This is a genomic window from Streptomyces sp. NPDC007264 (genome assembly GCF_042869095.1).
Taxonomy (GTDB): Bacteria; Actinomycetota; Actinomycetes; order Streptomycetales; family Streptomycetaceae; genus Streptomyces.
The window spans coordinates 300,051-325,202 of sequence record NZ_JBIAFD010000003.1; the positions used below are offsets into that span (position 1 = coordinate 300,051).

The window sequence follows — 25,152 nt, forward strand, 5'->3', positions numbered from 1 at the left end:
ACGCCCCCGCGGGTGGCACGGTGCCCGGGGTCAGGCCGGTGCCTGGCGGCCGGCTTCCTTCGAGACCAGGGCCACCGCCTCGTCCACGTCGTCCGTCACGTGGAACAGGAGCAGATCCTTCTCGGCGGCCTTGCCCTGCGCCACCAGGGTGTTCTTGAGCCAGTCGACCAGGCCGCCCCAGTACGACGAGTCGTACAGGACGATCGGGAAGCGCGTCACCTTCTGGGTCTGCACCAGGGTCAGGGCCTCGAAGAACTCGTCCAGGGTGCCGACGCCCCCGGGCATGACCACGAAGCCCTGCGCATACTTCACGAACATCATCTTCCGGACGAAGAAGTACCGGAAGTTCAGGCCGATGTCCACGTAGGGGTTCAGGCCCTGCTCGAAGGGCAGCTCGATGCCGAGGCCGACCGAGACCCCCTTCGCCTCGCACGCGCCCTTGTTCGCCGCCTCCATCGAGCCCGGGCCGCCGCCCGTGATGACCGCCCAGCCCGCCTGGGCCAGGCCGCGCCCGAGCCGCACCCCCGCCTCGTACTCGGACGAGTCCACCGGTGTACGCGCCGAGCCGAACACGCTGATGGCCGGAGGGAGTTCGGCCAGCGTGCCGAAACCCTCGATGAACTCCGACTGGATGCGCAGAACGCGCCAGGGGTCGGTGTGGACCCAGTCCGAGGGGCCGGCCGCGTCCAGCAGCCGCTGATCCGTGGTGCTCGCCTTCACCTGGGCCCGTCTGCGCAACTCGGGACCGAGCCGCTGCTCCTTGGGCGGCACCTTCTCACCCTCGGGTGTGCCGGTGGCCATGGGCGCTCCCTCCCTTCGGGGGTCGTTCCACCCCAGCGTAGATCCACGCGGGTTACGGAAGGAGGACCTGTGCATGTCCGCCATGAAGCGCCATGCCGTCCCCGGGACGGCGGGTCAGGACGTCAGCCAGGCCCTCAGCCGCTCCTCCCCGGCGAGGATCTTCGCCGTCTCCACGCGCTCGTCCCGCTTGTGCGCCAAGTGCGGGTTGCCCGGGCCGTAGTTGACCGCGGGCACGCCCAGCGCGCTGAAGCGGGACACGTCCGTCCAGCCGTACTTGGGTTGCGGGGTGCCGCCGACGGCCTCGATGAACGCCGCCGCGGCCGGGTGCGTGAGGCCGGGCAGCGCGGCCCCGCTGTGGTCGACCACGACGAATTCCTCCACCCCGCAGTCCGCGAACACCTCGCGCACGTGCGCGACGGCCTCCTCCTCGCCGCGGTCCGGGGCGTAGCGGAAGTTCACGGTGACGACGCACTCGTCGGGGATCACGTTGCCGGCCACGCCCCCGGTGATGCCGACCGCGTTGAGCCCCTCCCGGTACTCCAGGCCGTCGATCACCGGGTACCGCGGCTGGTAGGCGGCCAGGCGGGCCAGGATCGGGGCCGCGGCGTGGATCGCGTTGGAGCCCATCCAGCCGCGGGCCGAGTGGGCCCGCTCGCCCCTGGTCCTCAGCAGGATCCGCAGCGTGCCCTGGCAGCCGCCCTCGACCTGGCCGTCGGAGGGTTCCAGCAGCACCGCGAAATCGCCCTCCAGCCACTCGGGGTGGGCCTCGGACACATGCTTCAGGCCGTTGAGGTGGGCGTCGACCTCTTCGTTGTCGTAGAAGACGAACGTGAGGTCGCGGTTGGGTTCGGGGACCGTCGCCGCGATGCGCAGCTGGACGGCGACGCCCGACTTCATGTCGCAGGTGCCGCAGCCCCACAGGACGCCGTCCTCGTCCAGCCGCGAGGGGACGTTGCCCGCGATGGGGACGGTGTCGATGTGACCGGCCAGGATCACCCGCTCGGCGCGGCCCAGGTGCGTCCGGGCCACGACGTTGTTGCCGTACCGGTCGACCGTCAGGTGCGGCAGGGCGCGCAGCGCCGTTTCGACCGCGTCCGCGAGGGGCTTCTCGCTGCCGCTCTCGGAGGGGAAGTCGACGAGCTGCGCGGTGAGCCGCGCGGCGTCCAGCGTGAGGTCAAGCGGGGTATCGGCCATGCCGTCGACCCTAACGCGCCGGACCGGCCCGGCCGCCACACCGGCTGTCCACAGCCCCGGGCGCCTTCTGAGGACCCCTCCAGTACCTTGTACGCGTGCCAGAGCCGTCACCTTCTCCCGCCCGGCGCGGCCGCCTTCTCCGTTTCGGGGCGGCCGTCATGGTCCTGCTTGCCGTCGCGGGCTATCTCGCCGTCCAGTACCTCACCGGCACGGGCGCGCCGAAGTGCACGGTCGTGTCGGGCGCGGGGGACGGATCGTCGTACGACTTCACGCCGGAGCAGGCGGTCAACGCGGCGACGATCTCCGCCGTCGGCACCACCCGCGGCATGCCGGAGCGCGCGGTGACCATCGCGCTCGCGACAGCGCTGCAGGAGTCGGGCCTGCGCAACATCGAGCACGGCGACCGTGACTCGCTCGGTCTGTTCCAGCAGCGTCCCTCGCAGGGCTGGGGCAGCAGGAAGCAGATCATGGACCCGACGTACGCGGCGGGGGAGTTCTACGAGCACCTGGCCAAGGTGCCCGGCTACCGACGCCTGCCGCTGACCGTCGCCGCCCAGCGCGTGCAGCACAGCGGCTACCCGGAGGCGTACGCGAAGCACGAGCCGGACGCCGGTCTGCTGGCCGCCGCGCTCACCGGCCGGGCGCCGGCCACACTGACCTGCGTGGGGCGCCCGGCGCCGGACGGCACCGGCGGCCCGGACGCGGTGCGGGCCGCGCTCGTACGGGACTTCGGGCGCGATGTGCTGCAGACGGCCGGCGCGCAGGTGGGCTCCCGGCAGTCGGCGCCGTCCCCCACGGCCACGGCGGGCACCGCCGCGGGCGCGGTGACCATCCCGCTGTCCCGGTCGTCCGCCGCCTCGGGCGACACCCGCCGGCGCGGCTGGGAGCTGGCGCACTGGGCCGTGGCCAACGCCTCGGCGCTGCACATCGCGCGCGTGTCCTTCGAGGGCCGCGAGTGGTCGCGCGGGGGGTATGCCGGCGAATGGCGCCCGACCGGTGGATCCGACGCGAAGGCACCGGCCGGCGAGGTCCGGATCGTCACCGGGGACCAGTAGGCCCCCTCGTTCGGATCACCCCGGCGTCGTCCGGGCAGAAGTACGAGACCTCGCTCGTCCGGGTAATGCGCGGCGCGCCTCGCCAAGGGGCCGCGCCGTTTGCCGCACGGCCGCCGCGGCATCCGGGGAGTCCCTTGAAAACATGGTGCTGTAAGGATTCGGCAGGCTTTCCCCGCGGATGCCGTTTGCCCGATTTCCTCCCCACCCGATAATGCGACGCATTACCAATTCTTTACATGAGGCCACCGCAACCTTCCCGGGCTTCGAGCGGTAGTCACTGCGTCCGAGCCCGGAACGGTCGAACGGTCAACTCCCGGGCGCAGTCGGGCACTTCATCGTTGTCTTCCGTCTAAGGAGCATCATGTCCCTGCCTCTGACCCGCCGGATCGCCCGTGCCGCGCTGCTGATCGCAGCGGGAGCGGCGCCCGTGGTCGGTGCGGCCGGCTCCGCCTGCGCGGCGACGGCCGATCTGCCGGCCGCCCCGAACCTCGGCGGGCTGACCGCCCTGGACGGCGTGCAGGCCGGCACCACCGTCGACGGCGCCGCCCGCAAGGTCGACGGCGCGGCCCAGAAGGTCACCGGGATCGCGAGTGACGCCGGTGGCTCGGCGGTCAAGGCCGGCGGCAGGGCGGCCGAGCAGGCCGTGCCCGCCGCGAGCAGGACCGGCGCGAAGGTCGTCAGGACGGCGGCGCCGGTCGCCCAGAAGGTGGCCGGGGACGCCGCGGGGCAGACCGGCGGTCTGCTCGGTGACGCCACGAAGACGGCGCCGGGCGGCGGGCTGCCGACGCAGCAGCTGCCGCTCAAGGGGCTGCCGCTGGGCGGCTGAGACTCCGGGGGTTCCTGCCGCGGCGGGGTCGGGGCGTGCCCGGACCCCGCCGTGCCCTGTCCCGGTCCTACAGCCGTTCCACCGCAGCCGCGACGCGTTCGTCGGTCGCGGTCAGCGCCACCCGCACGAACCTGTCGCCCGCCGGGCCGTAGAAGTCACCGGGAGCGACCAGGACGCCCCGATCGGCGAGGTGGGACACCGTCTCCCAGCAGGACTCGTCGCGGGTCGCCCACAGGTACAGGCCGGCCTCGCTGTGCTCGATGCGGAAGCCGTGCCGCACGAGCGCGTCACGCAGCGCCGAACGGCGGGCCGCGTAGCGCTCGCGCTGCTCGTGGACGTGCGTGTCGTCGCCCAGCGCGGCCACCGCCGCCGCCTGCGTCGGCGCGGGCGTCATCATGCCGCCGTGCTTGCGGATCTCCAGGAGCGGGCCGAGGACCGAGGGGTCGCCCACGACGAACGCCGCCCGGTAGCCCGCCAGGTTCGACCGCTTGGACAGGGAGTGGACCGCGACGATGCCCTCGTACGAGCCGCCGCAGACGTCCGGGTGCAGCACCGAGACGGGGTCGCCCTCCCAGCCAAGTTCGAGGTAGCACTCGTCGGAGAAGACCAGGACGCCGTGCTCCCGCGCCCAGGACACGATCCGGGTCAGCTCCTCCTTGCCGAGCACCCTGCCGGTGGGGTTCGACGGGGAGTTGAGCCACAGCAGCCCCAGGCCCCGCGGGTCGAGCCGTGTCGGATCGTCGTAGACCTCGTGGTCCGCGCGCGCCAGACGGGCGCCGACCTCGTACGTCGGGTAGGCCAGGCGCGGGTGGGCGACCCGGTCGCCGGGGCCGAGCCCCAGCTGGGTCGGCAGCCAGGCGACGAGCTCCTTGGAGCCGACGACCGGCAGCACGTGCCGGTGGGTCAGGCCCCGTGCACCGAGGCGGCGCTCCGCCCAGCCCGTGATCGCGTCCCGCAGCTCCGGCGTGCCCCAGACGGTCGGGTAGCCCGGGGAGTCCGCCGCCGCGACGAGCGCTTTGCGGATCAGCTCGGGGACCGGGTCGACCGGGGTGCCGACGGACAGGTCGACGATCCCTCCCGGGTGCGCCGCGGCCGTCTTCTTGTACGGCTCCAGCCTGTCCCAGGGGAAGTCGGGAAGGCGGTCGCGCAGCGACTCCGCGGACGGGCGCCGGCGGGCGGCGGAAGGGGGGTCGGTGCGTGCGGACACGGAATCGGGCTCACTTTCTGGTACGGGGGCGCCCGGCGGGACGTACGGCCGCCAAACGCCTCGGTCCCGTGCGGTGCGGGCACCGTACGGGACCGAGACGGCACATGGGTGCGGCCGCTTACTGGTTCATCGGGGGCAGCGCCGCGATGAAGGGGTGGTCGCGCTCGATCAGCCCCAGCTTGCTCGCGCCGCCGGGCGAGCCGAGCTCGTCGAAGAACTCGACGTTCGCCTTGTAGTAGTCCTTCCACTCCTCGGGAGTGTCGTCCTCGTAGAAGATCGCCTCGACCGGGCACACCGGCTCACAGGCTCCGCAGTCGACGCATTCGTCCGGGTGGATGTACAAGGACCGCTGGCCCTCGTAGATGCAGTCGACCGGGCACTCCTCGATGCACGCCTTGTCCTTGACGTCGACACAAGGCTCTGCGATGACGTAGGTCACGCTGTCGTTCCTCCTCGGTAGGGCGCTGGCGGGCCTCCTCAGGCTCCGCCGCCTGGCGCGCGGGAGCGCGGCGTCGTCGATGCCCGCACCTAGTATCTCCGTTCCTGGGCATGATCCGAACAGGAGGGGTGAACCGACCCGTGGAATTCGCTGGGGGCGGACGGCTCGAGGTCCGTATCACGGCTGCTGACGTGGGCAAACGCGTCTCCGTGCGGCGATGGAACCAACATGCCGCCGAGAGTGAGAAGTTCACCGACACGGTCGGAGTTCTCACATCATGGGACGACGGTGTGCTGCTGATCACACGGCGGGACGGGCAGAGCGTACCCGTCCAGGAGTCCTCCCTGGTCGCGGGCAAGGTGGTTCCCGCGGCGCCCGCCCGTCGCAGAGGCCCCGCCGCCTCGTACGAGGAGCTGGCGCGGATCACCGACCGGGCCTGGCCGCCGGTGGAGCGGGAGCGGCTGGGCGCGTGGGAGCTGCGGGCCGCCTCGGGATTCACCCGCCGGGCCAACTCCGTGCTGCCGCTCGGCGACCCCGGGCTGCCGCTGGAGGAGGCGCTGGCGGTCGTGAGGCGCTGGTACGCGGCCCGGGGGCTGCCCGCCTACGTGCAGGCGGCGACCGGGACGCAGGGCACACAGGAGCGGCTGTGCGCGGAGCTGACGGCACACGGGTGGACGCGGGAGGTGACCGCGGAGCTGCTGGTCGGCACGCTGGCGCCGGTGGCGGACCGCGAGGCGCCCGGGGTGACGCTCTCGCGCACGGCCGACGCGGCGTGGCTGGCCCGGTACCGGCGCAAGGGGATGAGCGAGGTGGCCCTGAAGGTGCTGAGCGGCGGGCCCTCGGTGTGGTTCGCGACGGTCCCGGGCGCGCCGGGTGACCCTCCCGCGGCGATCGGCCGGTGTGTGGTGGACGGGCGGTGGGCCGGTTTCGCGGCGATCGAGGTGGATCCGGCCCGGCGCCGCCGGGGGCTGGCCTCGGCCGTGATGGCCGCGCTGGCCCGGCAGGCCCTTCAGGAGGGCGCCTCGGCGGCGTGGCTCCAGGTGGAGGCGGACAATGAGGGTGCGCGGGTGCTGTACGCGAAGCTGGGCTTCCGGGTGCACCATGCGTATCACCACTACAGGGAGCCGGACGGACCGGACGCGGGTGGCGCGGCGGCCGCCGGCTCCGGGCCGGCGGCGTGAGAGGTGCCGGGACTGCCATGCGTCCTCCCCATCCCCCGGAGCCTGAGCGGGCCGACGAGGTGCGGCGGCTGTTCGGCGACGAGGCGCGCTCCGAACGGCCCGACCTCGTGACGCTGTGCCTGCTCGTGGGTGCGGCGGCCGACGGAACGCTGGACGAGGCCGGGACGGACGCCGCGCAGATCGAGCTGGACCGGCTGGCCGGACTGCTGCCGTTCGCGCCGGGCGGGCCGCGGGCCTGGGCCGGCGCGCTGGCGGACGTCCTCGGCGGGCGCTGCGGCTTCCACGGCACCGCCGCGGACTACCAGCGCCTGGAGTCCTCACTGCTGCACGAGGTGCTGCGGCGCCGCCGCGGGCTGCCGATCCTGCTGTCGGTGGTGTGGATGGAGGTGGCGCGGCGGGCGGGTGCGCCGGTGTACGGGGTCGCCCTGCCCGGGCACTTCGTCGTCGGGTTCGGGCCGGCGGAGGACCGGGTGCTGGCCGACCCCTTCGACGGCGGCCGGATACTGACGGGAAGCGACGCCGAGCTGCTGGTCGCGGGCGCCACGGGCGCGCCGCTCGACCCGTCGATGCTCACGCCCGCCGATCCGCTCGCCGTGGTGCTGCGGATCCTCAACAACGTACGTGCGTGGGCCGCCGCCCGGCCCGAACGGTCGGATGTCGCCCTGTGGGCCGTCGAGTTGTCGCTGCTGCTGCCGTCGCATCCGGCGCGGCTGCGCCACGAGCACGCCCAGCTCCTGGTCCAGCGCGGGGATTTCCTGCGGGGGGCGGCGGAGCTCGACGCGTACGCCGAGCTGGTGTCGGGCGTGGACGAGACGGCGGCCGAACGGGTGCGGGGGCAGGCGCGGGCGGCGCGGGCACGGCTCAACTGACCGGCCGTGAAGGCCGCTACGGGGGGCTACGGGAGCGGCGGCGTCTGCCGTGGCTGCTGGTCAGCCGCTCCTCGACCGGCATAGGTTGCCTGCCGGGGCACTAGAGCCAGCCCTTCTCGCGGGCGATGCGGACCGCCTCCGCCCTGTTGCGGACGGCCAGTTTCTGGATCGCCGTGGAGAGGTAGTTGCGGACCGTGCCCTGGGACAGGTGCAGGGCGGCGGCCAGTTCCGCGTTGGTCGACCCGTCGGCCGCCGCGCGCAGCACCTCGCGTTCGCGGTCGGTCAGCGGGTTGGCCCCGTCGGCCAGGGCGGCCGCCGCCAGCGTGGGGTCGATGACGCGCTCCCCGGCGAGCACCTTGCGCACCGCCTCGGCGAGCTGGGCCGCGGGCGCGTCCTTCACCAGGAACGCGGCGGCGCCCGCCTCCATCGCGGAGCGCAGATAGCCGGGGCGCCCGAACGTGGTCAGGACGACCACCTTGAGTTCTGGCAGTTCCCGTTGCAGCTGGGCCGTCGCCTCGATGCCGGTGGCGCCGGGCATCTCGATGTCGAGGAGCGCCACGTCGACCTGGTGGGCGTGCGCCGCCGCCAGCACCTCGTCCCCGCGGGCGACCTGGGCGACGACCTCGATGTCGTCCTCCAGGCCGAGCAGCGCGGCCAGCGCCTCCCGGACCATCGACTGGTCCTCGGCGAGCAGGACCTTGATCGTGCGGCTCATGCCCCGGATCCTACGGTGTCCCCGGGCGCGGCCGTCCCGGCCGTCACCGGCACCCGCGCCGTGAGCCGGAACCCCCTCTTCGTGCCCCCCGCCTCCAGCGTCCCGCCGGCCTTCTCCAGGCGCTCCCCCAGCCCCGTCAGACCGTTGCCCGGACCGCCGCCCGGGCCCCCCGGACCGTCGTCCTCCACCACCAGCTCCAGCATCGGGCCGTCGAGGGTCTGGCGGTGCACCAGTTCCACCGTGCAGCGCCGGGCCCCGCTGTGCCGCACGACATTGGTGACCGCCTCGCGCAGCGCCCAGGCCAGCGCGGACTCGCTCTCCTCGGGAACCCCGGCGAGGTCGGGTTCGGCGGGCAGCCGGGGGGTGACGCCGGCCGCCGTCAACGCCACCTGGGCCCCCGCGAGTTCCCCGGACAGCCGGGGCCGCCGGTAGCCGGTCACGGCCTCGCGGACGTCGACCAGGGCCTGGCGGCTGACCTTCTCGATGTCGGCGACCTGCTGGGCCGCCTTGTCCGGGTGGTCGGGGAGCATGCGGCCGGCCAGCTCGCTCTTCAGCGTGATCAGGGAGAGGGAGTGGCCGAGCAGGTCGTGCAGGTCACGGGCCAGCCGCAGCCGCTCCTCGTTGGCGGCGAGCTGGGCGACGGTGGCGCGGGCCCTGCGCAACTCGATCGTGGTGCGGATTAGTTGTCCGACACCGGTCATGGCGTAGCCGATGAGCAGCACCAGGAGGACCAGGTTCCGCGCGTCCTTCTCGCCGCCGTGCAGCCCGACGAGCAGCATCACGGCGGCCGTCGCCGGGATCGCCGCGTACGCCGTCCGCAGTGGCAGGGCCGCCCCGCACGCCACGGAGACGTACACGAACAGGCCGAGCCAGGGCGGGCCGAGCGTGAGGCACAGCACGACGGCGAGCACGCCGAGGACGGCGATGACGCCGCCGACGACCAGCTGGGAGAACGGACTGCCCAGGTTCCTGAAGACCAGCGTCAGATATCCGCCGACGAAGGCCGCGAGGCCCAGCCAGCCCGCCACGGTGCCGCCCGTGGTGTGGCGGCCGGAGGCCAGGTCCTGGACGGGCGAGCTGAGGAACACGAGCCAGATGCCGATCCACAGCGACTTGCGCAGGAGGTCGCGCACGTTGCGGGGTGACTGCCCCCTGCGCATCAGCCGCTCCGTCCGGGCCTCTTCGGTCTCCAGGTCTTCCGTCACGGCGCTCACGCCTTCAGCGTGTCCTTCCGGTACAGCCAGGCCGCTCCACCCGCGAACACGACGAAGGAGACGACGAGGACCGCGAGGTCCGCGGTGTGCGGGGCCCGGCTCTGCTCGATCGCCTGTCCCAGGGCGGCGTACGCGTGCGTGGGCAGCCACTTCGCCAGGGACTGCAGCCAGCCGGGGAAGGTCGTCGCCGGTATCCACAGACCGCCGAGTATCGACAGACCGAAGTAGGTGATCATGGTGATCGGGCGGACCGCGTCGCCGGTGGCGAGGTAGCCGAGGGCGACACCGAGGGCGGCGAAGACGAGGCTGCCGGCCCAGACGGAGCCGGTCAGCGCGAACCACTGCCAGGTGTGCAGGCGCACGTCCTTCACGGCCGCGGCGACCACGAAGACGATGACGACGGACGGCAGGCTGACGACGGCGGCGCCGGCGGTCTTGGCGAGCACGTAGCCGCGGCCCGGCAGGGTGGTCAGCCGCAGCTGCCGTACCCAGCCGCCCTCGCGCTCCTTGGCGATGCGCTCGCTGTTGCCCATCAGGACGGCGGTGAGGGCCCCGAAGGAGGCCATGGAGACCATCATGTAGGCCGGGACGGTCAGGCCGCTGCCGTCGACCTTCGTGGTGCTGTCGGCGTTGCCCGCGATGAGCAGGAACAGGACCGACGGGTAGATCACGGAAAAGAAGAGGAACTTGCGGTTGCGCAGGGCGCGGATCAGTTCGAGCCTGATCAGACTGCTCATGACTGCTTGGCCTCCTCGGCCGCGGTGATGGCGACGAACGCCTGCTCGAGCCCGAGCCCGGCGACTTCGAGATTGCGGGGGTGGACGCCGAGTCCGTACAGCGCGTGGACCGTCGCGTCGGCGTCGGACGACTGGATGCGTACGGTCTGCCCGGAGATGTCGATCGAGGTCAGGAAGGGCAGCGCGCGCAGCGGGGCCTCGTCGATCGGGCCCCTGAGGTCGAAGGAGACGCGGCGGGCGCCGGCCTTCGCCTTGATCTCGGCGGCGGTGCCGTCGGCGAGGAGCCGCCCGCGGTGCAGCACGAGCACACGGTCCGCGACGGCGTCGGCCTCTTCGAGGTAGTGCGTGGCGAACAGGACCGTACGCCCCTGGTCGGCCTGCTCCCGCATGGTGGCCCAGAACGCCTGGCGGGCCGAGACGTCCATGCCGGTCGTGGGCTCGTCGAGCACGATCAGGTCGTTGGCGCCGGCGGTGGCGAGGGCGAAGCGGACCCGCTGGGCCTGGCCGCCGGAGAGCTTGTCGACCTTGCGGTCGGCGATCTGCGTGATGCCCGCGCGGGCGAGCACATCGGTGACCTGGTACGCCTTCGGGTGCAGGGCGCAGGCGAGGGCGACCAGTTCGGCGACCGTGACCTCGTCCATCAGCCCGCCGCTCTGCAGCATGGCGCCGACACGCCCGGCGACGACGGCCTCGCGCGGGCTGGTCCCGAACACCCGGACCGAGCCGCTGTCCGGGCGCCTGAGCCCGAGGAGCAGGTCGAGCGTGGTCGACTTGCCCGCCCCGTTCGGCCCGAGCAGTGCCACGGTCTCGCCCGGGTGCAGCTGGAGCGTGAGCCGGTCCACGGCCCGTACGTCCCCGTACGTCCTGCTCACCTGATCGAATCCGACCACCGGGGTGTCGGTGGTCGTCGCTGTCGTCGTCATGGCGTCCATCGTGGCCGCCGGGGCCCGGGCCCCGGCAGTGCCGACCATCCCGACCGCGGGATGACGGATGTCATGCGGACCGGGTGACACGGCGGCGGGGGCGCCCGGTGGGCGCCCCCGCGGTCGGTCCGCCGGACGTCCGGCGGAGCGCGCTCAGCTCGGGTTCGTGTCGATGACCGCGACCCGGTCGGTCTTGCTCGTCAGCGCCTGGCGCAGGGCACCGTAGACGTCCTGGGGGGTCACGGGCGTCTTCTGGCCGTTGGCCCGGGCGATGAGCACACCGTCGAACGTCTGACCGTAGAGGGTCTTCAGGGCGGCCAGGTCGGGCTTGTCCACCAGCTTGCCGTCGACGGCCGCCACCCTGAGGAACTTCCACAGCGACTTCTGCGGGCTCATCAGCACCGCGTGCGCCGCGTCCGTCCGCACCGTCACGAGCCCCGACATCGCCGGCTCCGCGAACGCCTTCATCATCCGGTCGACCTCGGCGTCGGAGACGGTCGGCTGCCGGGTGGTCGTGGGCACCTTCACGGGGGTGCCGGCGCCGGTCTCCACCTGGGTGCGGTACGCCTGCTCGACGGCCGCGGTCGAGGCACTCACGTCGATGCCCTTGCCCGCCTTGCCGTACACGGCGACGGCCTTGCCGGACTCGAACCTGATCGTGCCCTCGGTCATGGAGCCGGAGCCGCCCGCGGCGCGTTCCAGGGCCGCCTGGAGCTTCTCCTCGTCGACGGGCATCACGGGTTCGACGACGCGCTGCTGCCCGAACAGGGAGCCGATCACCGACACGGGGTTGTAGTCGCTCTCCGCGGCGGCGGCGACGGTGGCCTTGCTGTCGAGCTGGAGACCCGCCTGGTCGGGCCGCAGGGCGACCGTCTTGCCGTCGACCGACAGTTGCAGCGGCTTGTTCGTGCGTGTCCCGAGCGCGGCGTCGAGCTTCTGGATCGCCTCGTCGCGGGTGCCGCCGCCGATGTCGGCGCCGAGGACCGTGGTGCCCTTGGGCACGTCGGAGTGGTTCATCAGCAGCCCGGCGCCGTAGACGATGCCCGCGACGACGAAGACGCCGCCGACCAGGAGCACCAGCTTGTTGCGGCCCTTCTTCTTGGCCGGCCGGGCGGCGGTGGAGTTCTGGGCCTTGGGCGGGTCGGGCAGCTTCGGGGGCGTGTGCGGCACCGGGCCGTCGGGGTGGGCGCCCGGGAAGGGCCCGATCTGGGCGCCGGGCGGGACGACGGGGATGCCGCTGGTGACGGTGTGCCCGGAGACGTTGTCGCCGGGGGCGCCGAAGCCCGGGCCGCCCGGCTCGGGGGCCGGTTTCTGCGGGGTGAGGATCGCGGTGTCGTCGCTGAGCCCGCCGCCGGGCCGGCCCTGGGCCGCGGCGGATCCCGGTGCGCCGGCGCCGGGCGGCAGGAGACCCGGCCCGCCGGGGCTCGTGCCGGGGGCGCCGGGTCCGGTACCGGTGACGGGGCCCGCGGTGGGTCCGGAGGGGCCGCCCCGGCCCGTCTCGGTGAAGTAGGGCAGGTCGTCGCGGCGGGGATCGGTGTCGTCGGCGCCGATGGCCGGGAAGGAGGCGGTGCTGGCCGCCACCGCGTCGGAGACGTCGAAGGAGCCGGTGCCGCCGCCGTGGCCGGGCGCGACGGGTCCCGCGGCGGTGGCGCTCGGAAGTCCCCGGCCGTTCGTGCCGCCGGGGCGTGCGCCGAGGGGGCCCGCGCCGCCTCCGGGCCGTGCGCCCGGGGTTCCCGGCGCGCCCGATGCTCCGTTGGCGCCTTGTATGCCCGAAGCGCCGGGCACGCCGGCGCCGTTGGTCGAACCGCCGCCCGGCTGTCCCTTGGCGGGCGCGGGCTTGCGGGGCGCGAACCAGTCGCTCGTCTTCTCCTCGGCCTGCGCGGCGGGCTCGGCCGAGGTGTCCAGGGCGCTGAGCGCGCTCACCGGGCTGGTCGGCGGGGCCTGGACCTCGCCGCCCGCGTCGTCCGCGGTCTCGGCCCCCGCGACGGGGGTGCGCACCACGACCGGCGGAATGGGCCGCGAGCCGGGGATGTTGATCCGGATCCGGGTCGTCAGCGTGGTCTCGGTCCTGCGCTCCTCCGGCTGCCCGGCCGCACGGCTCGCGTCGAGGCCGCTCTCGGAAGCCATGGGGGTTCCATACGGCGGCGTCCCCGACGGGTAAGCGGCACCGCCGCGGCCGTTGGGCCCGGCGGACGAACTGTCAGTTTCACGACTCAAGGCACGTTCTCCCAGTTGGCTCCACCGCCTGTTTCGACCTCAACAGGTGGGGTTCCCCCCGCTCGAGCGAAGCCGAGAACTTGGGGGAGGCTCGGCGGCGCGCACCACCATACTGGCCGCTCGGGGCCCGTAGACCGCGTCCGTCGGGGAAACCCGCACCGGACCCCCACGCAGGCGCCGCGTTTCGCGGGCGGACATCCCGCGCCCCCGGAGACGAAGTGGTACGTCAGTTGCCAAGTCGGGCGCCGGAGCCGCCGGATCGCCGCCCCGGGGCGAACGTGGCGCAGATCACAGCGACGGCCATGCCGCCGAGCAGGAAGAGGTACGAGCCGAGGCCCGCTCCGAACAGGAAGTCCCCCTCCGGGCGGCTCGCGGTGAGCAGGACCACGGCGATCATCCAGCCGGCGGCGGGCGCGAGGGCCCCGGCCCGCACCCCGGTGGCCAGGGCGCCGCCGGTGAAGAGGCCGGCCGCGCCGGCGAGCGCGAGCAGCAGACCGCCGGGGAACCAGCCGGACTGCACGAGGCCGCCCGCCGCGCCGACCACCGCACCCAGCAGGAAGAGGCCCAGGTACGCGGCGATCCGCCCGCCCGAGGGCAGTCCCGGCGGCTGTGCGAGCGCGTTCGGCTGCCTGCCCGTCGACATCATGGGGTCACTCCCTGGAACAGGTCCGTCTCCCGGTGCCCGGCACCCGCCGACGCTCCGGCCGGGGACACTCCGGTCTCGGCTCGCTCGCCGCGCACGAGTTCGTAGTACTCCGTGGTGAACAGCGGCTGCGCCAAGGCGTTGGAGAGGGCGAACCACGGCTCGGCGACCTGGATCTGCGTGGCGTGCGCCCGCATCGCGGCAGCCTTCGCGGCAGCGAACGCCGTACCGTCGATCTCCGTGGTGACCACCGCCTCGTCGACCACGCCGGGGACGTCGTCGACGGCCGCGGCCTTGGTGAAGGGCGTGCTGTCGAGCACCTCGCCGAGCCGCGCGAACGCGGCCAGGGCGACCGGGCGCGGAACCCGGTTCCAGTAGATCTTGGTGATCTCCCAGGCCGCCCCGAGGTCCGGCCGGAAGCCGGGGTCGGCGGCCAGCCCGGCGGCGCGCATGGCGACGCGATGGGCCTGGATGTGGTCCGGGTGGCCGTAGCCGCCGTTCGGGTCGTAGGTGACCAGCACCTGGGGCCGGACCTCCCGGACGACGGCCACGAGGTGGCCGGCCGCCTCGTCGAGGTCGGCGGACCAGAAGGCGCCGGGGCGGTGGTTCGGCGGGGTGCCCGTCATCCCGGAGTCGCGGTAGCGCCCGGGTCCGCCGAGGAGGCGGTGGTCGGTGACCCCGAGTTCGCGCATCGCGGCGGCCAGTTCCGCGGCGCGGTGCGGTCCCAGGGCGTCGCCGCGGTCGGGCGCGAGATGCCCGAGCTCGGGCGGGACGACCTCGCCCTCCTCGCCGAGGGTGCAGGTCACCAGCGTCACCCGGGCGCCCTCGGCCGCGTACCTGGCCATGGTCGCGCCGTTGTTGATCGACTCGTCGTCCGGGTGCGCGTGCACCAGGAGCAGACGCCGGGCGGGGCCGGGCGGGGATTCCCCCGGCCGGCGGCCCGGGGAGGGCAGATCCGTCATGGCGTCCACCCTACGAGGCGAGCGGCGCCGCGGGCCCTACCAGGCCGGGGTCAGAACTTGATGCTCCCGATCATCCCCGCGATGTTGGTCGTCAGCTCACTGATCGTCGGGGCGACGGTCGAGGAGGCGAGGTAGAACCCGAGCAGCATGCACACGACGGCATGCCCGGCCTTCAAGCCTGACTTCTTGACCAGAAGGAAGACGATGATCGCCAGCAGCACCACCGCCGAAATCGAGAGTGCCACGGCGGCTCACCTCCAAAGATCCACAGGGGCGCGGGGGTCGGACTATGGGGGCAACGAATCCGTGCGGAAACATCCACGCAGGACGCCTCCACACAGATGCCAGCGGGTTCATACCCACGATGCGCTAGTGATCATAACTATCCGTACGCGCGCATCGATCGGCGCACGGCCGCACAAGGGGGCGCATGGCCAATATGGTCGTGGCATGACGACCGAGCCTGCTTCCTTCCCCCGACGGCACGCGCGGACCCAGCGGTTCACGCTCGGCGCGCCGCGCGCGTTCACCGTCGCACCCGACGGTTCCCGTGTCGTGTTCCTGAGGTCCTCGTCCGGGACCGACCGGGCGCACCGGCTGGGGGTCCTCGACACGGCGGACGGCGCCGAGCGCGTGGCGGCCGATCCGGAAACGCTCCTCCGGGGCGCCACCGAGCAGTTGCCGCCCGAGGAGCGCGCCCGCCGGGAACGCAGTCGCGAGGGCGGCGCCGGCATCGTCGGCTACGCCACCGACGCCGCCGTCGAGTTGGCGGCTTTCGCGTTGTCAGGGCGGCTTTTCACGGCGGAGCTGCGCGCGGGCACGACACGGGAACTGCCCGTCCCCGGACCGGTGGTCGACCCGCGTCCGGCCCCCGACGGGCGGCACATCGCGTACGTCACCCGGGGCGCGCTGCGCGTGACCGGCGCCGAGGGCGAGGGCGACCGGGTGCTCGCGGAGCCGGAATCCGAGTCGGTCTCCTACGGGTCGGCCGAGTTCATCGCGGCCGAGGAGATGGACCGCTCGCGGGGCTTCTGGTGGTCTCCGGAGTCCGACCGGCTGCTTGTCGCGCGCGTGGACGACTCGCCGGTGCGCCGCTGGTGGATCTCCGATCCGGCGCATCCGGACCGGCGGCCGCAGGCGGTCGCCTATCCGGCGGCCGGCACCGACAACGCGGACGTGCGCCTGTTCGTGCTGGGCCTCGACGGGGTGCGCACGGAGGTCGTCTGGGACCGGTCCTGCTACCCGTATCTGGCGCGTGTGCACTGGTCAGCGGCGGGTGCCCCGCTGATCCTGGTGCAGGCGCGCGACCAGCGCAGCCTGCTCTACCTCGCCGTGGACCCGGACACCGGGGCGACCCGGATGGTGCATGCCGATGAAGATCCACATTGGCTTGAACTTTTCCCTGGGGTGCCGTGCTGGAGCCCCTCCGGACAGTTGGTCCGGATCGCCGACGAGGGCGGCGCGCGCGTCCTGACGGTGGGCGAACGGCCTCTGACGGGACCGCAGTTGCACGTACGGGCGGTGCTGGACGTGTCCGCCGACGACGTGCTGGTCTCGGCGTCGGCGGGCGAGGCGGCCGCCGCCCCGGAGATCGGCGAGGTCCATGTGTACCGCGTGAACGAACTCGGCGTGGAGCGCGTGTCGCAGGGTCCCGGCGTGCACTCGGCGGTGCGGGCCGGGGGCGTGACCGTGCTGGTGTCCTCGGTGCCCGACCGCGCGGGCGCCCAGGTGCAGGTGCTGCGCGACGGCAAGCCGGTGGGGACCGTGGCGTCCTATGCGGAACATCCCGGTCTGTCCCCGCGCGTCACGCTGACCCAGGGGGGCGCACGCCGAATTCCATGCGCCGTGCTTATGCCTACGGACTACTCCGGTGACACCTCCCTGCCGGTCCTCCTGGACCCCTATGGCGGCCCGCACGCACAGCGCGTGGTGGCCGCCCACAATCCGATGCTGACCTCGCAGTGGTTCGCCGACCAGGGCTTCGCGGTGGTCGTCGCGGACGGGCGGGGCACCCCGGGCCGCTCCCCCGCCTGGGAGAAGGCGGTGAAGGACGAACTGGCGGCGGTCGTGCTCCAGGACCAGGTCGACGCGCTGCACGCCCTGGCCGGCGACTTCCCGCTCGATCTGAGCCGGGTCGCGATCCGCGGCTGGTCCTTCGGCGGCTATCTGGCGGCGCTCGCGGTACTGCGCCGCCCGGACGTGTTCCACGCCGCCGTGGTCGGCGCCCCGGTGACGGATCTGCGGCTGTACGACACCCACTACCAGGAGCGCTATCTGGGGCACCCGGACCGGCAGCCCGACGTTTACCGTCGCAACTCCCTGATCGACGACGCGGGCCTGGTGGACGCCGCGGAGCCGGCCCGGCCCATGATGATCATCCATGGGCTCGCGGACGACAACGTGGTGGTGGCGCACTCGCTGCGCCTGTCCTCCGCCCTGCTGGCCGCGGGCCGCCCGCACGAGGTGCTGCCGCTGTCCGGGGTCACCCACATGACCCCGCAGGAAACGGTCGCCGAGAACCTGCTGCTGCTCCAGCGGGATTTCCTGCAGCGCGCTCTCCACACGGGCTGAGCCGAAGGACTCCCCCGGATCACCGCGGCGCCGGTCCAGGCGCAAGAGACGCAAGAAACAGGCCGGGGTGACATGGCGCACCCCGGCCCGTTCACTACGGCACCCGCACGGCCGTACGCCATTCACTGTGCTGCGTCCGTATATCGGAACCGCGTCGGTCAAGTTGCCTGCGTGTTAACGAACTTTGTTCGGCTTTGCGGTGTTATGCGGACTCCTCCGACGGATCCCGCTCCTTATCCCGCCCCGGATCCCGCCCCGGATCCCGCCCCGGATCCCGCGGCGGCACCGGCCGCCTCTCCTCGGCGAAGTGGCACGCCGAGTCGTGCGAGGCCGGCCCCGTCGCGGAGCGGAACTGCTCGGGCACCGCGAGCGCCGGCACCTCCAGGGCGCACCGCTCCCGCGCCTTCCAGCAGCGTGTGCGGAAGCGGCAGCCGGAGGGGATGTCCGTCGGGGAGGGCACGTCGCCGCTGAGCAGGATCCGCTCCCGGCGCTCCCGTGCCCCCGGGTCGGGCACGGGCACCGCGGACAGCAGCGCCTGGGTGTAGGGGTGCGTCGGGTGATCGTAGATCTCCGCGTCCCTGCCCCTCTCCACGATCCTCCCGAGGTACATCACCGCGACCCGGTCGGAGATGTGCCGCACGATCGACAGGTCGTGCGCGATGAAGACGTACGACAGGCCGAACTCGTCCTGCAGCCGCGCCATCAGGTTGATCACCTGGGCCTGCACGGACACGTCGAGCGCGGAGACCGGCTCGTCGGCGACGATGATCTCCGGGCGCAGCGCCAGTCCCCGGGCGATGCCGATGCGCTGGCGCTGACCGCCCGAGAACTGGTGCGGATAGCGGTTGACGTAGTCAGGATCGAGCCCGACCACGTCGAGCAGGTCCCGCACCCGTCGCCGCCGGTCCCCCTTGGGTGCCGTCTCGGGGTGGATCTCGTAGGGCTCCCCGACGATGTCGCCCACGGTCATACGGGGGTTGAGGGAGGTGTACGGGTCCTGGAACACCATCTGGATGTTGCGCCGCATCCTTTTGAGCGCGCGCCCGGACAGGCCGGTGACGTCCTCGCCCTTGTACCTGATCGAACCGGCCGTCGGTGCCTCCAGGCTGACCAGCAGCCGGGCCAGGGTCGACTTGCCGCAACCGGACTCGCCGACGATGCCCAGGGTCTCGCCCCGGCCGAGGGCGAGGTCGACGCCGTCGACCGCCCTGACCGCGCCGGTCTGCTTCTTGAAGAGGACGCCCCGGGTGAGCGGGTAGTGCTTGACCAGCCCGCTCACCTCCAGGATCGGCTCAGCCCCGGCCATGCAGGCACTCCCTCCAGAAATGGCAGGCGCTCACCCTGCCCTCGGAGACCTCGTACAGCGGCGGCACCTCGGTCCGGCACACGTCCCGGGCCAGCGGGCAGCGGGGGTGGAAGGCGCAGCCGGGCGGGATGCCGGCGAGGTTCGGCGGCTGGCCCTTGATGGCGCTCAGCTGCCGGCCCTTGCGGTCGAGGCGCGGGACGGAGTCGAGCAGGCCCCGGGTGTAGGGGTGGGCGGGCGCCCGGTAGACGTCGTGCACAGGGGCGGACTCGACGATCCGGCCCGCGTACATGACGGCGATCCGGTCGGCGACGTCCGCGACGACGCCCAGGTCGTGGGTGATGAGCACGAGGCCCATGCGGTACTCGCGCCGCAGTTCCGCGAGCAGATCCATGACCTGCGCCTGGACGGTGACGTCGAGGGCGGTGGTGGGCTCGTCGGCGATGATCAGCGCGGGCTCCAGGGCCAGCGCCATGGCGATCATGACGCGCTGGCGCATGCCGCCGGAGAACTGGTGCGGATAGTCCCGTGCGCGCTGCGCGGCGGCCGGGATACGGACCCGGTCCATGAGGTCGACGGCCCTGGCGCGGGCGTCCTTCCTCCTCATCCCCCGGTGCACGACGAACATCTCGCCGAGCTGGTCGCCGACGGTGAGCACGGGGTTGAGGGCGGACAGCGCGTCCTGGAAGATCATGGCCATCCGGGCGCCGCGGATCCTCCGCCGCTCCTCCTCCTTCAGGGTGAGCAGGTCCCGCCCCTGGAAGAGGACCTCACCGCGGGTGATCCTGCCGGGCGGCGTGTCGAGGATTCCCATGACGGCCTGCGCGGTGACGGACTTGCCGGAGCCGGACTCGCCGAGCACGGCGAGGGTCTCGCCCTCGTCCACGGCGTAGCCGACACCGCCCACGGCCTCGGTGACCCCGTCCCTCGTCCGGAACTCCACGTGCAGATCACGCACTTCGAGCAGCACGGCCGTCACCTCAGTCTCGGGTCGAGGGCGTCGCGCAGCGCGTCGCCGAGCATGATGAACGCGAGCACGGTGACCGCGAGGGCGCCGGAGGGCCACAGCAGCGCGTGCGGGGCGTTGCGGATGTAGGGGGAGGCGGCGGAGATGTCGATCCCCCAGGACACGCTCGGCGGTTTCAGTCCGACGCCGAGATACGACAGGGTCGCCTCCAGGGCGATGTAGGTGCCGAGCGCGATGGTCGCCACCACGATCACCGGCGCGACGGCGTTGGGCGCGATGTGCCGCAGCAGGATGCGGGAGGGGGAGGCGCCGAGCGCGCGGGCGGCCTGCACGTAGTCGTTCTCCTTCACGGTGATGACCGAGCCGCGGGCGATGCGGGAGATCTGCGGCCAGCCGAGCAGCACCATGAACCCGATGACCGGCCAGACCGTGTTGCTGGTCACCACGGACAGCAGCACCAGACCGCCGAGGACGACGGGGATCGCGAAGAAGACGTCGGTGACCCGGGACAGGACCGAGTCCCACCCCCCGCCGAAGAACCCGGCGAGTCCGCCCAGGACCGAGCCGAGGAGCGCGACGCCGAGCGTGGCGCACACCCCGACCGTCACGGAGGTGCGGGCCCCGTAGACGGTGCGCGTGTAGACGTCGCAGCCCTGGCCGTCGTACCCGAACGGATGGCCGGGCCCCGAGCCCTCCTGGGCCTTGGACAGGTGGCAGTCGAGGGGGTTGCCGGAGGCGACGAGGGACGGCCGCAGGGAGATGACGACGAGGAAGAGGATCACGAGCCCGGAGACGATGAAGACGGGGTTGCGGCGCAGGTCGTGCCAGGCGTCGGACCACAGGGAGCGGGCCCTGGTGCGCTCTGCCGCGCCCTTCGGTCCTTCGGGCACGGGTCCGCCCGAGGCGGCGGACGGCCGCCGCTCCAGGGTGGCCGCCTCGCTCGCGGCGAGGTCCATGCCTCCCCCCATGCCGGTTGCGGCGATGGCCCCTTCGGGCTCGTGCGGCTGCTCACGCATAGCGGATCCTCGGGTCGAGTACGGCGTACAGGAGGTCGACGAGCAGGTTGGCGGCCAGGAAGACGAGGACGAGCACAGTCACGAAGCCGACGACCGTCTGCGTGTTCTGCCGGAGGATCCCCTGGTAGAGCTGGTAGCCGACCCCGTGGATGTTGAAGATCCGCTCGGTGACGATCGCGCCTCCCATGAGGGCGCCGATGTCGGTGCCGATGAAGGTGACGACGGGGATCAGCGAGTTGCGCAGCAGATGCCGGGTGATCACACGGCGGCGCGGGAGCCCCTTGGCGACGGCCGTGCGGACGTAGTCGGACCGCCTGTTCTCGGCGATGGAGGTCCGGGTCAGCCGGGTGACGTAGGCGAGGGAGACGGACGCGAGGACGAGTCCGGGCACGATCAGGTCGCCGAAGGCGGCCTGAGGGGGGACCGACGGGCGGATCCAGCCCCATTGGACGCCGAGCAGCAGTTGGAGCAGCAGACCGGTGACGAAGGTGGGCAGCGAGATGACGACGAGGGTCAGCAGCAGGACCGACGTGTCGACGGGCCGGCCGCGGCGCAGACCGGTGAGCACCCCGAGCGCGATCCCGGCGACGAGTTCGAAGAGCACGGCGACGACGGTCAGCCGGAGGGTGACCGGGAAGGCCGTCGACATCAGCTCGGTGACCTCCTGCCCGTTGAAGGCGGTGCCGAAGTCGCCGGTGACGACGTTTCCCATGTAGGTCAGGTACTGCCGCCACACGGGCTGGTCGAGGCCGAACTCCCGGCGCAGCTGGGCGGCCGTGGCGGGATCGCACTGCCGCTCCCCGCACAGGCCCGCGACGGGGTCGCCCATCACGTTCACCATGAGGAAGATCAGCAGGGTGGCGCCGACGAAGACCGGGATCATCTGCAGCAGGCGCCGGACGACGTACCGTCCCATGGGGCCTCCGGGGGTCGGGGGGCGGCCGGTGGCTCAGCCGACCCTGATCTCGTTGTAGACGGGCACGCTGAACGGGTTGAGTGCCACGTGGGAGAGGCGTGCGGAGTAGCCGGCGCTGCCGTTCTGGTACCAGAGCGGGATGGCGGCCATGTGGTCGCGCAGGACCTCCTCGGCCCGCTGGAACAGCCGCACGGACGCGGCCTGGTCGGTCTGGGCGTTGGCCTGGTCGACGAGCCGGTCGAAGTCCTGGTCGGACCACGTGCCGTCGTTGGAGGAGGCGCCCGTGTAGTAGAGCGGCTGCAGGAAGTTCTGGATGAGCGGGTAGTCCATCTGCCAGCCGGCCCGGAACGGTCCCGGCATCCGGTGCCGCCCGATCCGGCCGCGGAAGTCGGCGAAGGTGCCGATCGGGTTGCCGACGCAGGCCCGGTCGTCGCCCAGCGCGTTGTTGATCGAGTTGCACAGGGCGTCCACCCACTCCCGGTGCGAGCCGGTGTCCGCGTTGTAGGTGATCCTGACCTGCCCGCCGGGCAGTCCGCCGCCCTGCCGGACCAGCTTCCTGGCCCGGCCCGGGTCGTACCTGCACGCGTCGCCGCACAGCCCGTCCTTGAAACCGCCCTGCGCGCCGAGCACCGGGGAGGTCCAGTCGGTGGCCGGCGTGCGGGTGCCGTGGAAGATCGTGCGGGTGATCTCCTCGCGGTCGATCGCCATGGACAGGCCCGTACGGACCTTCTCCGTGCCCGGCCTGTTCCATCTCGGGTCGTAGAAGGGGAAGGCGAGGGTCTGGATGATGCCGGCCGGGGTGTTGATGTACCGGTCGCCGAGGTCGGCCTTGACGTTCCTCAGCTGGGCCGCGGGCACGTCGTCGACGAGGTCGAGATTGCCCGCCGTCAGATCGGTGTAGGCGGTGTTGCTGTCGGTGTAGACCTTCAGGTCCACCCCGTTGTTGCGGGCCTTGTCCTCGCCCGGATAACCGTCCCACCGCCTGAGGGACATCAGGAAGCCCCTGGTGTACGAGCGCACGAGGTACGGGCCGTTGCCGACGGGCCTCTTCAGCCAGGCCGCGTGGTGGTCGAAGAACGCCCTGGGCAGCGGGGCGAAGGCCGCGTAGCCGAGGGTGTCGGGAAACCCCGAGAAGCGCTGGCCGAGCTTGACGGTGAAGGTGCGGGGGCCGGTCACCCGGAGCCCGGAGAGGGTGTCGGCGGTCTGGGTGCCGGTGTCCGGGTGCACCTTGTCGTACCCCTCGATGTAGCCGAAGAAGTACGCGTTCTTCTGGTTGTTGCGCAGAGCGGCGCCGTAGTTCCAGGCGTCGACGAAGGAGGCGGCGGTGACGGGCTCCCCGTTGCTGAACCTCCAGCCGTCCTTGACGGTGATGGCGAAGGTCTGTGAGTCGGAGGTCTCGATCCTCTCGGCGAGCATGTTCTCGGCCGCCCCGGTCCTGGGGTTGTACCGCTTCAGCCCGCGGAAGACCATGTCGAGGACCTTGCCGCCCTGGACCTCGTTGGTGTTGGCCGGCTCCAGCGGGTTCTGCGGGTCACCCCAGGAGGAGCTGAGCACTCCGGGAACGCTCCCGGCGTCCGCGCCCCCGCCGCAGGCGGCCGTCGCGAGCGCGGCCGCCGCGGCGGCCGCCGCCCACCTGGCGTGCCTGGCTCCACGCATGGGTGCCTCCTCCGAGGGCGCCGTCCCGGCGCCGGGCGCTGTCCGTTACCGGCCAATATCGCCGCTCGGCGGACATCACACCCCTTCATCCCCACCGTCGGAGGGGGCGCGTCATTCGGATGGCAGGCAACACCGGGGGCCCGGGGCACGAGGCGCGGGGCCTCCAGGGGTCACCACGGCCCGGCGGGACCGGCCTCCCGCCACCGCCGACAGGCCGGTGACGGCCGAGGCGTCAGTCGGCCTCCCCGCGTTCCGGCGGCTCAGGCACCCTTCGTGCCGTCGAGCAGCTCGCGGACGATGTCCAGGTGGCCGTTGTGACGGGCCGTCTCCTCTATGAGGTGGAGCACGATCCAGCGCAGGTCGAACTGCCGGCCGTCGCGAAAGGTGCGCTGGGCCCCGGTGTCGAGGTCGTGGGCGGCGACCAGGTCGCGGAAGCGGGCGCTCTGCTCCTCGTACTCGGCGAGGAGTTGCGGCAGGGGGACGTCGACGGCCAGGCGCATCTCCGGGTCGGGGTCGTCCTCGGTGGCCTGGGCCAGCGGGCCCTCGTCGGGCTCGCCGAGGAACATCACATGGAACCAGAAGTACTCCACCCAGCGCAGATGAGCGATCAATCCGCACAGGGTCATCAGCGGCGAGTCGGGCAGCGGCGCCCGCACGGCGTCCTCGGGCGAGACACCTTCGCACTTGGCGACGGCGGTGGCGCGTACGTAGTCCAGGAAGGTGGTCAGCTGTGTGCGCTCGTCCCAGGCGGGAGGCGTGTCGGTTCGCGTCATCCAACGGAGCATCCCGAACCGGTGACCGGATGTCGAACGAATATGGTTCCGGGCCCCGGGACGGGTGGGCGGCGGGGTTCGACAAAGTCCCGGTACAGTCCACGTCATGTCCGTCCTGGCGCGGGACGGACGTGAAACACTGCCTCGATGGCCGATCGCGCGTTCACCGATGCAGCCCTCGCCGGGCTGTACGACAGCCTCAATCCGTGGGGCCCGAGTGACGACTTCTACCTCGGGCTGGTGATGTCCGCGCACAGCGTGCTGGACGTCGGGTGCGGTACCGGCGCGCTGCTGGCCCGGGCCCGGGAGAAGGGGCACGACGGACGGCTGTGCGGGCTCGATCCGGCCGCCGCGATGCTCGTGCAGGCACGGCGCCGCGCCCCCGGTGTGGAGTGGGTGCTGGGCGACCTGCGCTCCCGGCGCTGGCAGGACGCCTTCGATCTGGTCGTGATGACCGGGCACGCCTTCCAGGTGCTGGTGGGCGACGAGGAGTTACGCCTGGGCCTGGGCGCCGTGCGCGAGGCCCTCACCGGGGGCGGGCGGTTCGTCTTCGAGACCCGGAACCCGGCCGCCCGCGCCTGGGCGGCGTGGACCCCGGACCGGGTGCGGGAGGTGCCGTGCGGCGACGGCGGCGTCGTACGCGTCCGGCACGAGGTGGAGACGCCGGTGCACGGGGACCGGGTGACGTTCACCGAGACCTTCGACGGCACCGGCTGGGAGCGCTCCCGGGTCAGCCGCAGCACCCTGCGCTTCCTCGGGCCCGAGGACCTGTCCCGTTTCCTGGCCGGGGCCGGACTCGCGGTCGTCGAGCAGTACGGGGACTGGGGGCGGGAACCGCTCACCCCCACGAGCCCCGAGATCATCACCGTGGCCGGGCCGGCCCGGGAGCCCGCGGCCCGTCCGGAGTTCTGATCAGGTGGGGGGCGAGGGGTCCTGATGCGTCGGAGTACCGCCGTCAGGCCGCCAC

At 72.7% G+C, this 25,152-nt stretch carries 24 protein-coding genes; 6 read left to right on the forward strand and 18 right to left on the reverse strand.

The window, feature by feature from the left end; translation table 11 throughout:
* Positions 1-30: 30 nt before the first annotated feature.
* A complete protein-coding gene (locus ACFYMU_RS06400) occupies positions 31-801 on the reverse strand; it encodes a TIGR00730 family Rossman fold protein (protein WP_388368657.1) in 771 nt (256 codons plus the stop codon).
* Between the two features lie 114 nt (positions 802-915).
* The gene (dapE, locus tag ACFYMU_RS06405; protein WP_388368660.1) at positions 916-1,995 is read right to left on the reverse strand and encodes a succinyl-diaminopimelate desuccinylase; all 1,080 of its coding nucleotides are present in this window, start codon (positions 1,993-1,995) and stop codon (positions 916-918) included.
* A 95-nt stretch (positions 1,996-2,090) separates the two neighbouring features.
* On the opposite strand from dapE, the gene ACFYMU_RS06410 reads away from it, so the two are divergent.
* A complete protein-coding gene (locus ACFYMU_RS06410) occupies positions 2,091-3,050 on the forward strand; it encodes a heavy metal transporter (RefSeq protein WP_388368662.1) in 960 nt (319 codons plus the stop codon).
* 361 nt (positions 3,051-3,411) lie between these two features.
* Positions 3,412-3,876: an ATP-binding protein gene (locus ACFYMU_RS06415; RefSeq protein WP_388368663.1), complete on the forward strand. Its 465-nt coding sequence runs from the start codon at positions 3,412-3,414 to the stop codon at positions 3,874-3,876.
* Positions 3,877-3,943: 67 nt separating this feature from the next.
* Here the strand turns inward: ACFYMU_RS06415 and ACFYMU_RS06420 are convergent, their stop codons facing one another.
* Both ACFYMU_RS06420 and fdxA read right to left on the reverse strand, forming a co-directional pair.
* Positions 3,944-5,083: a bifunctional succinyldiaminopimelate transaminase/glutamate-prephenate aminotransferase gene (locus tag ACFYMU_RS06420; RefSeq protein WP_388368666.1), complete on the reverse strand. Its 1,140-nt coding sequence runs from the start codon at positions 5,081-5,083 to the stop codon at positions 3,944-3,946.
* 118 nt (positions 5,084-5,201) lie between these two features.
* Positions 5,202-5,522 carry a ferredoxin gene (fdxA, locus tag ACFYMU_RS06425; protein WP_043443616.1) on the reverse strand — a complete coding sequence of 107 codons (321 nt, stop codon included), beginning with the start codon at positions 5,520-5,522 and terminating at the stop codon, positions 5,202-5,204.
* Between the two features lie 140 nt (positions 5,523-5,662).
* Here fdxA and ACFYMU_RS06430 point away from each other — a divergent pair, with 140 nt between their 5' ends.
* Complete coding sequence (locus ACFYMU_RS06430; protein WP_388368669.1) at positions 5,663-6,703, forward strand: GNAT family N-acetyltransferase; 1,041 nt, start codon at positions 5,663-5,665, stop codon at positions 6,701-6,703.
* Positions 6,704-6,720: 17 nt separating this feature from the next.
* Positions 6,721-7,572: a transglutaminase-like domain-containing protein gene (locus ACFYMU_RS06435; protein WP_388368672.1), complete on the forward strand. Its 852-nt coding sequence runs from the start codon at positions 6,721-6,723 to the stop codon at positions 7,570-7,572.
* A 100-nt stretch (positions 7,573-7,672) separates the two neighbouring features.
* Here ACFYMU_RS06435 and ACFYMU_RS06440 read toward each other — a convergent pair whose 3' ends face one another.
* From ACFYMU_RS06440 to ACFYMU_RS06475, 8 genes are all read right to left on the reverse strand, one after another.
* Positions 7,673-8,287: a response regulator transcription factor gene (locus ACFYMU_RS06440; RefSeq protein ID WP_388368675.1), complete on the reverse strand. Its 615-nt coding sequence runs from the start codon at positions 8,285-8,287 to the stop codon at positions 7,673-7,675.
* Positions 8,284-9,501, reverse strand: coding sequence for a sensor histidine kinase (locus ACFYMU_RS06445; RefSeq protein WP_388368678.1), 1,218 nt, complete (start codon positions 9,499-9,501; stop codon positions 8,284-8,286). The genes ACFYMU_RS06440 and ACFYMU_RS06445 overlap by 4 nt, the downstream gene beginning before the upstream one ends.
* Entirely contained in the window at positions 9,498-10,238 is a 741-nt protein-coding gene (locus ACFYMU_RS06450; RefSeq protein WP_388368681.1) for an ABC transporter permease, read from the reverse strand. Before ACFYMU_RS06450 ends, ACFYMU_RS06445 begins: the two co-directional genes overlap by 4 nt.
* A complete protein-coding gene (locus tag ACFYMU_RS06455; protein ID WP_388368684.1) occupies positions 10,235-11,161 on the reverse strand; it encodes an ABC transporter ATP-binding protein in 927 nt (308 codons plus the stop codon). The genes ACFYMU_RS06450 and ACFYMU_RS06455 overlap by 4 nt, the downstream gene beginning before the upstream one ends.
* A 153-nt stretch (positions 11,162-11,314) precedes the next feature.
* Positions 11,315-13,378, reverse strand: a complete 2,064-nt coding sequence (locus ACFYMU_RS06460) for a hypothetical protein (RefSeq protein ID WP_388368686.1) — start codon at positions 13,376-13,378, stop codon at positions 11,315-11,317.
* A gap of 226 nt (positions 13,379-13,604) precedes the next feature.
* Positions 13,605-14,024 carry a DUF6113 family protein gene (locus tag ACFYMU_RS06465; protein WP_388368689.1) on the reverse strand — a complete coding sequence of 140 codons (420 nt, stop codon included), beginning with the start codon at positions 14,022-14,024 and terminating at the stop codon, positions 13,605-13,607.
* Complete coding sequence (mshB, locus tag ACFYMU_RS06470) at positions 14,021-14,983, reverse strand: N-acetyl-1-D-myo-inositol-2-amino-2-deoxy-alpha-D-glucopyranoside deacetylase (protein WP_388368692.1); 963 nt, start codon at positions 14,981-14,983, stop codon at positions 14,021-14,023. Before mshB ends, ACFYMU_RS06465 begins: the two co-directional genes overlap by 4 nt.
* A gap of 50 nt (positions 14,984-15,033) precedes the next feature.
* Positions 15,034-15,228 carry a hypothetical protein gene (locus tag ACFYMU_RS06475; protein ID WP_171142976.1) on the reverse strand — a complete coding sequence of 65 codons (195 nt, stop codon included), beginning with the start codon at positions 15,226-15,228 and terminating at the stop codon, positions 15,034-15,036.
* A gap of 205 nt (positions 15,229-15,433) precedes the next feature.
* Here ACFYMU_RS06475 and ACFYMU_RS06480 point away from each other — a divergent pair, with 205 nt between their 5' ends.
* A complete protein-coding gene (locus ACFYMU_RS06480) occupies positions 15,434-17,554 on the forward strand; it encodes a prolyl oligopeptidase family serine peptidase (RefSeq protein ID WP_388368695.1) in 2,121 nt (706 codons plus the stop codon).
* A 202-nt stretch (positions 17,555-17,756) separates the two neighbouring features.
* On the opposite strand, the gene ACFYMU_RS06485 is transcribed toward ACFYMU_RS06480, so the two are convergent.
* The 6 genes from ACFYMU_RS06485 to ACFYMU_RS06510 form a co-directional block, all read right to left on the reverse strand.
* The gene (locus tag ACFYMU_RS06485; protein ID WP_388368698.1) at positions 17,757-18,860 is read right to left on the reverse strand and encodes an ABC transporter ATP-binding protein; all 1,104 of its coding nucleotides are present in this window, start codon (positions 18,858-18,860) and stop codon (positions 17,757-17,759) included.
* Complete coding sequence (locus ACFYMU_RS06490) at positions 18,847-19,827, reverse strand: ABC transporter ATP-binding protein (protein ID WP_388368702.1); 981 nt, start codon at positions 19,825-19,827, stop codon at positions 18,847-18,849. Before ACFYMU_RS06490 ends, ACFYMU_RS06485 begins: the two co-directional genes overlap by 14 nt.
* 5 nt (positions 19,828-19,832) lie before the next feature.
* Entirely contained in the window at positions 19,833-20,840 is a 1,008-nt protein-coding gene (locus ACFYMU_RS06495; RefSeq protein ID WP_388368705.1) for an ABC transporter permease, read from the reverse strand.
* Positions 20,833-21,756 carry an ABC transporter permease gene (locus ACFYMU_RS06500; RefSeq protein ID WP_388368708.1) on the reverse strand — a complete coding sequence of 308 codons (924 nt, stop codon included), beginning with the start codon at positions 21,754-21,756 and terminating at the stop codon, positions 20,833-20,835. The genes ACFYMU_RS06495 and ACFYMU_RS06500 overlap by 8 nt, the downstream gene beginning before the upstream one ends.
* A 33-nt stretch (positions 21,757-21,789) precedes the next feature.
* Positions 21,790-23,412, reverse strand: a complete 1,623-nt coding sequence (locus ACFYMU_RS06505; RefSeq protein WP_388368710.1) for an ABC transporter substrate-binding protein — start codon at positions 23,410-23,412, stop codon at positions 21,790-21,792.
* A 260-nt stretch (positions 23,413-23,672) separates the two neighbouring features.
* On the reverse strand, positions 23,673-24,185 hold the full coding sequence (locus tag ACFYMU_RS06510; protein ID WP_388368713.1) for a DinB family protein: 513 nt from the start codon (positions 24,183-24,185) through the stop codon (positions 23,673-23,675).
* A 147-nt stretch (positions 24,186-24,332) separates the two neighbouring features.
* Between ACFYMU_RS06510 and ACFYMU_RS06515 the strand changes: the two genes are divergently transcribed.
* On the forward strand, positions 24,333-25,097 hold the full coding sequence (locus ACFYMU_RS06515) for a class I SAM-dependent methyltransferase (RefSeq protein WP_388368715.1): 765 nt from the start codon (positions 24,333-24,335) through the stop codon (positions 25,095-25,097).
* Positions 25,098-25,152: the final 55 nt, after the last annotated feature.